Genomic DNA, 1016 nt, shown 5'->3' with positions numbered 1-1016 from the left:
TGGCGGAGCCGGCGCGGTCTGGCCGGCAGTGCTGCGCGGAGGGGCCCGCGTGGACCCGAACCTGCCGGGCGGCGGCGGGGGGGTCCGTGCGCGGGTTGTTGAGGTCGTCGGTTGTAACAACCACCACCGGTACCAGCGGCCCCTTCCTCCCGAGGCGCTGCCGCCGCGCACCACAAACCCCAGAAGCCACAGCACGAGAATCGCGAGCGCGATCCACCAGAGCAGTTTCACCGCGAATCCGGCACCGAAGAGAATCAGCACGAGAAGCAGAACCAGCAGGATCGGAACCATAGTGAGCTCCTCCTGCCCTCCGGTTTTCCCGTAATCGGGAAATCAGGCCTCCTTGCGGCACAGGATTTCTCCGTGCAGCACGGCGAACCAGCCGTCCTCCCGCTTCCCCCATTCCCGCCAGGCCTCGGAGACGGCCCGCAGCTGTGCGGCGCTGGCGTGACCCCCCTCGGTGGCGCGGTCGGCGTACGCCGAGGCGATGGTGCGGTCCGCCCACAGTCCGCTCCACCACGCCCGCTCCTCCGGCGTGGCGAAGGTCCAGGTGCTGGAGGTGGCCGTGACGTCCGTGAGCCCGGCGCTCAGTGCCCAGGACTTCAGCCGCCGCCCGGCGTCCGGCTCACCGCCGTTGGCGCGGGCGACCCGGCGGTACAGGTCCAGCCAGTCGTTCATCCCCGGCAGCTGTGGATACCACGTCATCGCCGCGTAGTCCGAGTCCCGGACGGCGATGAACCCGCCGGGTCTCGTCACCCGCCGCATCTCGCGCAGCGCCCGCACCGGGTCGCCGACGTGCTGCAGCACCTGGTGGGCGTGGACCACACAGAACGTGTCGTCGGGGTAGTCGAGGGCGTGCACGTCGGCGACCGCGAAGTCCACGTTCGTCAGGCCCCGTCCGGCGGCGGTGGGGCGGGCCGGGGGCGGCGCGCCCGGGGCGTGGTCGACGCCGGGCCCCCGGCCGGGGGGGGGGGGGCCCGCCCGGGCGGGGCCCCGCGGGGGGGCCGGGAGCGGCC

The 1016-nt window shown here is 73.4% G+C and carries 1 protein-coding gene and 1 pseudogene; both read right to left on the bottom strand.

Annotated elements, in window-relative coordinates; translation table 11 throughout:
- Window positions 1-123: 123 nt before the first annotated feature.
- Window positions 124-291, bottom strand: a pseudogene (locus tag ACFW2E_RS37255) (hydrophobic protein); the annotation flags it as partial.
- Between the two features lie 42 nt (window positions 292-333).
- Window positions 334-1016 (bottom strand): methyltransferase domain-containing protein (locus ACFW2E_RS37250; RefSeq protein WP_384473579.1); only part of this gene is annotated, 683 nt, incomplete at its 5' end.

Source organism: Streptomyces sp. NPDC058964 (assembly GCF_042741275.1).
Classification (GTDB): domain Bacteria; phylum Actinomycetota; class Actinomycetes; order Streptomycetales; family Streptomycetaceae; genus Streptomyces.
The sequence above is the reverse complement of the archived record's forward strand: the minus strand, read 5'-3'. Positions and strand labels throughout refer to the sequence as shown.